This is a genomic window from Asanoa sp. NPDC050611 (assembly GCF_040654855.1).
Lineage (GTDB): Bacteria > Actinomycetota > Actinomycetes > Mycobacteriales > Micromonosporaceae > Asanoa.
Genome location: NZ_JBFAIU010000417.1, coordinates 1 through 5,774, shown reverse-complemented (window position 1 = coordinate 5,774; position 5,774 = coordinate 1). Strand labels below are relative to the sequence as shown.

Annotated in this window: 6 protein-coding genes; 5 read left to right on the top strand and 1 reads right to left on the bottom strand. The window is 72.6% G+C overall.

What is annotated here, in order from left to right:
• Nucleotides 1-435: DUF4870 domain-containing protein (locus AB0H87_RS36925; protein ID WP_360156809.1), on the top strand; the 435-nt coding region annotated here is incomplete at its 5' end.
• Between the two features lies 1 nt (nucleotide 436).
• On the opposite strand, the gene hemW is transcribed toward AB0H87_RS36925, so the two are convergent.
• On the bottom strand, nucleotides 437-1,642 hold the full coding sequence (hemW, locus tag AB0H87_RS36920) for a radical SAM family heme chaperone HemW (protein WP_360156806.1): 1,206 nt from the start codon (nucleotides 1,640-1,642) through the stop codon (nucleotides 437-439).
• Nucleotides 1,643-1,660: 18 nt separating this feature from the next.
• Between hemW and AB0H87_RS36915 the strand changes: the two genes are divergently transcribed.
• The 4 genes from AB0H87_RS36915 to AB0H87_RS36900 form a co-directional block, all read left to right on the top strand.
• Nucleotides 1,661-2,428, top strand: a complete 768-nt coding sequence (locus AB0H87_RS36915; RefSeq protein ID WP_360156803.1) for an enoyl-CoA hydratase-related protein — start codon at nucleotides 1,661-1,663, stop codon at nucleotides 2,426-2,428.
• A gap of 172 nt (nucleotides 2,429-2,600) precedes the next feature.
• Nucleotides 2,601-3,362, top strand: coding sequence for a hypothetical protein (locus tag AB0H87_RS36910; protein ID WP_360156812.1), 762 nt, complete (start codon nucleotides 2,601-2,603; stop codon nucleotides 3,360-3,362).
• Nucleotides 3,278-4,600 carry a sugar efflux transporter gene (locus AB0H87_RS36905; protein WP_360156800.1) on the top strand — a complete coding sequence of 441 codons (1,323 nt, stop codon included), beginning with the start codon at nucleotides 3,278-3,280 and terminating at the stop codon, nucleotides 4,598-4,600. The genes AB0H87_RS36910 and AB0H87_RS36905 overlap by 85 nt, the downstream gene beginning before the upstream one ends.
• 274 nt (nucleotides 4,601-4,874) lie before the next feature.
• On the top strand, nucleotides 4,875-5,774 hold a 900-nt coding region (locus tag AB0H87_RS36900; RefSeq protein WP_360156797.1), incomplete at its 3' end, for a phytanoyl-CoA dioxygenase family protein.

The window sequence follows — 5,774 nt, the reverse complement described above, 5'->3', positions numbered from 1 at the left end:
GCCGGTGGCTACCCACCGCCCGGTGGGGGCTACCCGCCGCAGGGCGGCGGCTACCCGCCCGGCGCCAGCTACGGCGCACCGGCGGGCTTCGCCAACAGTGAAGAGAAGACGTGGGCCCTGGTCGCCCACCTCGGCGGCGCGCTGCTGGCGCTGATCAGCACCGGCACGCTCAGCTGGATCGCACCGCTGGTCGCCCTGCTGGCCAAGGGCAGCACCTCGCCGGCCGTGCGGGCGCACGCCGTCGCGGCGCTCAACTTCCAGATCACCTGGGCCGTCGTCGCGGTCATCGGCTGGGCCACGGCCTGCCTGGTGATCGGCTTCATCATCTTCCCGATCGCCATGCTGCTGCAGATCATCTTCGGCATCATCGCGGGCGTGAAGGCCAACGAGGGGCAGTTCTACCGCTACCCGCTCAGCGTCAACATCATCAAGTAGATCAACCCAGGAGATCGCGCACGACGGCGTCCGCGAGCAGCCGGCCCCGCAGGGTCAGCACCGCCGCGCCGTCGTGGATCTCCAGCCGGCCGACCGCGCACGCCCGTTCGGCGGCGGCGCGGCCGGCCTGGTCCAGCACGTCCAGCGGCAGCCCGCCGGCCAGCCGCAGCCGGAGCATCACGTCCTCGGTGTGCCGGTCGTCGGCGGTGAGCACCTCCCGGCCGGCACCCGGGGTCAGGCCGTCGGCCAGGCGCTGCGCGTACGCCGCGGGATGTTTGACGTTCCACCAGCGCACCCCGCCGACGTGGCTGTGCGCGCCGGGGCCGACGCCCCACCAGTCGCCGCCGGTCCAGTAGAGCAGGTTGTGCCGGCACCGCCCGGCCGGCGTGGTGGCCCAGTTGGACACCTCGTACCAGTCGAAACCGGCGGCCGTCAGCGCCGCCTCGGCCGCCAGGTAACGGTCGGCGGCCACGTCGTCCGACGGGTGGGGCAGCTCGCCACGGCGGATCCGGGCGGCCAGCCGGGTGCCGTCCTCGACGATCAGGGCGTACGCGCTGACGTGGTCGACACCCGCACCGATCGCCGTCGCGAGCGACGCGGCGAAGTCGTCCGGCGTCTCCCCCGGCGTCCCGTAGATCAGGTCCAGGTTGACGTGGTCGAACCCGGCCTCCCGGGCCTCGGTCGCGGCCTGCGCCGCCCGCCCCGGCGAGTGCCGGCGGTCCAGCACCCGCAGCACGCCCGGCGCCACGGACTGCATGCCGAGCGAGACGCGGGTGTAGCCGGCGGCCCGCAGCTCCCGCAGGCTCGCCGGCGTCACCGACTCCGGGTTGGCCTCGGTGGTCACCTCGGCGCCGGGCGCCAGGCCCCAGGTCTTGTCGATCGCCGCCAGGATCCGGGCGAGCTCGTCGGTGGGCAGCAGGGTCGGCGTGCCACCGCCGACGAAGACCGTGTCGACGGCCGGGGCGGCCCCCAGCGTGCGGGCGGCCAGCTCCAGCTCGGCCAGCACCGTGTCGGCGTAGCCCTCGGTGCGCCAGCCCGGCAGCTCGCCCGGCGCGTACGTGTTGAAGTCGCAGTAGCCGCACCGCGACGAGCAGAACGGCACGTGCACGTAGACACCGAAGCCGCGCGCGCCGACGGCGTGCAGGGCGGAGTCCGGCAGGGTGCCGTCCGACGGCACCGGTTCGCCGTCGGGAAGTGGACCGGGCATTCGTCTAGTGTGCGCCCCATGACTCTCGTACGGGTCGACACCGACCGTGGGGTGGCCACCCTCACCCTGGACAGCCCCCACAACCGCAACGCGCTCTCCACGCCGCTGATGACCGAGCTGCTGGACGCCCTGGGCGCGGCCGTCGCCGACCCCGCGGTGCGGGCCGTGGTGCTCTCGCACACCGGCCCGGTGTTCTGCTCCGGAGCCGACCTCAAGGAGACCGCCGCCGCGTACGCGTCCCGCAAGGTCCCGGTCGGCATGCTCGGCGACGTGCTCGCCGCCGTGGTCGAGTGCCCGAAGCCCGTGGTCGCCCGGATCGGCGGCCCCGCCCGGGCCGGCGGGCTCGGCCTGATCGCCGCGGCCGACATCGCCATCTGTGCCGCCGAGGCCACGTTCGCGTTCACCGAGGTCCGGCTCGGGGTGATCCCGGCGGTGATCTCGTCGACCGTGCTGCGCCGGCTCGCGCACCGGGCCGCACAGGAGCTCTACCTGACCGGCGAGCTGTTCGACGGCGTACGCGCGGCCGCGATCGGCCTGGTGACCGCCGCGGTCGGGGTGGAGGAGCTGGACGCGACCGTCCGGTCCTACTGCGCGGCGCTGGTGCGCGGGGCGCCCGGCGCGCTGGCCGGCGCCAAGGAGCTGCTCGCCCGCGCCCCGCTGGCCTCGGTCCGGGAGGACGCCGCCGAGCTGGGTGCCCGCTCGGTCGGCTACTTCCTGTCGGAGGAGGGCCGCGAGGGGGTGGCCGCCTTCCGGGACAAGCGCGACCCCGCCTGGATCCCGAGTTAGGGCCACAACCGTCGGTTACGTTTCCCGCTTTCGCACCGCCGTCGTAACCTGTGCCACAACTACAGCGGAGGTGTCGGTGCGAGGTCGGGGCGTGGTTGTCGGAATCGTCGCGATCTTCCTGATCGCGGCGTTCGCCGTCTGGCTGAGTTCGCAGGACTTCAAGGCGCCCAACATCACGCTGCCCGCGCCCAGCCGGGACTGCACCGTGCGGGCCGGTGACGACAGCCCGCCGGTCACCCTCGACGCGGCCCAGATGGCCAACGCCGCCACGATCACGGCGATCGGCGTACGCCGGAAGATGCCGGAACGCGGCGTCGTCGTGGCGCTGGCGACGGCGTTGCAGGAGTCGAAGCTGGAGAACCTGCCCGGCGGCGACCGGGACTCGCTGGGGCTGTTCCAGCAGCGGCCGAGCCAGGGTTGGGGCACGCCGGAGCAGATCCGGGACCCGCGCTACTCGGCGGGCCGGTTCTACGCCGGGCTCAAGAAGGTCCGCGGCTGGCAGGACATGCGGGTCACCGACGCGGCCCAGGCGGTGCAGCGGTCGGCGTTCCCGGAGGCGTACCAGAAGTGGGCCGACGAGGCCTCGGTGCTCGCGGCGGCGCTGCTCGGGCGGGCGACGGGCGCGGTCGCCTGCACGGTGCCCGGCGAGCCGCTGATGCGTGGCGCGCTGGCCGCGACGTCGCTGACGAAGATCCTCAACCTCGACTGGGGCACGGTCGAGACGGTGCCGGCGGCCGCGGGCTTCGCGGTGGCGGCGGGCGACAAGACGGCGGGCTGGCGGTACGCGCACTGGCTCGTCTCGCACGCCACCGACCACGGCGTGAAGACCGTGCGGTTCGCCGGCATGGAGTGGTCGGCCGACGGCGGCCGCTGGTCGACCGTCGACGGTGCCGGCGCCGACCTGGTGCGCGCCGAGGTCTTCGCCGACGCCTGACGCGCGGGCATGGGCCGGCGCGCCCGCGGGTAGCTCTTGGAGCCATGTCACGGCGCTCCCCCTTGCTTCCCCTGCTGTCGAGCGTGCTGTTGCTCGGCATCGCGGACTCGATGATCGGGCCGTACCTCGTGCTGTTCGGTGCGGACGAGGCGCACCTGTCGCCGCTGCAGGTCGGGATCTTCCTGTCGCTGGTCGCGGTGAGCGGGTTGGTGGCGAGCACCTGGCTCGGTCGCCGCTACGACCGGTCCCCCAGCCGCTGGCCGACCTTCGTCGCCGTCGCCGCGCCCGCCGCGGGCTACCTGGCGCTGACCACCACCACGGCCTACCCCCTCCTGCTGCTCGTCGGGGTCGGCCTGCTGGGCGCCGGCATGGCCGCGTTCCCCCAGGTGTTCACGCTGGCCCGCACGCACCTCGACCGCCGGGGCGAGGCGGCGGTACGACGCGGGACGCCCGCGCTGCGCTCGGTGTGGTCGCTGGCGTGGGCCATCGGCCCGATCGTCGGGGCGGCCGTGCTGTCCGCCGGCGCGTACGACCGGCTGATGCTCCTCACCGCATGCGCGTTCGCCCTGGTGGCGGTGCCGGTGGTGCTGCTCGGCCGCACGCCGGGCCGGTCGCGCGAGGCCGTGCCGCCGCCGGAGCAGGGCCGGCTCCCCCGCCCGATGCTGTTCGCGGCGGCCAGCTTCACGCTGTTCCACACCGCCATGCTGGCCGGCTCGGTCGTCCTGCCGCTCTACGTCACCCGGACCCTGCAGCAGCCGGAGACCGGCGTGGGCGTGCTGTTCAGCGTGTGCGCGCTCGTCGAGGTCCCCGCGGCGCTGGCCACGATGATGCTCCCGGCGCGCAGCCCGACCAGGACGTTCATCCTGCTCGGCATGCTGCTGTTCGCCGTCTACTTCGTGCTCGTGTCGGCCAGCACGACGATGCCCATGCTGATCGCCACGCAGGTGGTGCGCGGCGTCGCGATCGCCGTGGTCGGGGCGCTCGGCATCACCTACGTCCAGGACCTCGCGCCGGGCGCCACGGGACGGGCGACGGCCCTCTACGCCAACACGCTCACCATCGGCTCGCTGGTCTCCGGCGTGCTCGCCGGTGCGACCGCGCAGGCCCTCGGCTACCGACCCGCGCTGCTGGTGTGCGCCTTCGTCGCGGCGCTCGGTTTCGTGCTGCTGGCCGTCGCGCGGCACGGCGCCGCTCGCGTACCCCGGATAGGTCTTTCCTGGCGGGACGCGCCGTACTGAGTTTTATCTCACTTTCTGTATGATCTTGCGCCCCGTTTGATGGCTTTTACGGCGGTCCGACATCGCTTGCCGTAGTGATGCCCCTCCATATCGTGCCGATCGGCCGAACGCCGTCGATCTTCGGCCGAACAGACTCTTTGCGGCACAACATTCGCCTCTAGCATCGCCGGGGTGCGCGAAATCCCTTCGGGTTCGCGTCCGTAACCGGGGCCTTCACGGCCCGTACCGACGGTCGAAGTGACGGCCCCAGCGACGTCACGGGGAGGAATTGCACGTGTTCGACTACGAAGGCCGTACGGGCTACGAGCCGATCAGCGAGGTCGAGCGGAAGGAGTTCCACGAGCAGGGCTTCATGCTCCTGCGCAACGTCCTCACCGAAGACCACCGGGCCGCCCTCGAAGAGGCCGTCGACCGGGTGTACGCCGAGGAGAAGGCGGCCGGTCGGACCACCAAGGACGGCACGCTGCACCTGCTCGGGTTCCTGGACCGCGACGAGCTCTTCGGCGAGCTGCTGACCCACCCCATCGCGTTCCCGTACATGTGGGGCCTCGCGGGCTGGAACATCTACACGCACCACAACCACCTGGACGTCACCCCGCCGGCCGCCGAGCCGGAGAAGCCGTACTGGGGCTGGCACCAGGACGGGTACCGCCAGAACTCCGACCCGGAGACGATGGACCCGAACCTGCCCCGGCCGATGTTCTCGCTGAAGGTGGCGTACGTCCTGTCGGACCTCTCGGAGACCGGCCGCGGCGCGACCAAGGTCATCCCGGGCAGCCACCTGTGGAACTCGCTGCCCCGCCCGGCGGACCTGACGGTGCACAACCCGGACCCGGAGGGCACCGTCGAGATCACGGCGAACCCCGGTGACGCGTTCATCTTCGACCGCCGCCAGTGGCACTCGCGCTCGACGAACCTGTCGAACATCACGCGCAAGATGCTGTTCGTCGGTTACACGTACCGCTGGATCCGCCCGCTCGACGAACTGCACGTCGACAAGGACTCGCCGTGGTACCAGAACCGCACCCCGGTGCAGCGCCAGCTGATCGGTGAGGGCACCCACACGGCCAACTACTGGGGCGGGAACGGCGAGGAGGTCCACTCAGAACTTCACTGCGCCGCTGGCCACCAGGTCGACAACCCACGCGACGTCCTCGCCCGCCCGGGTCCTGGC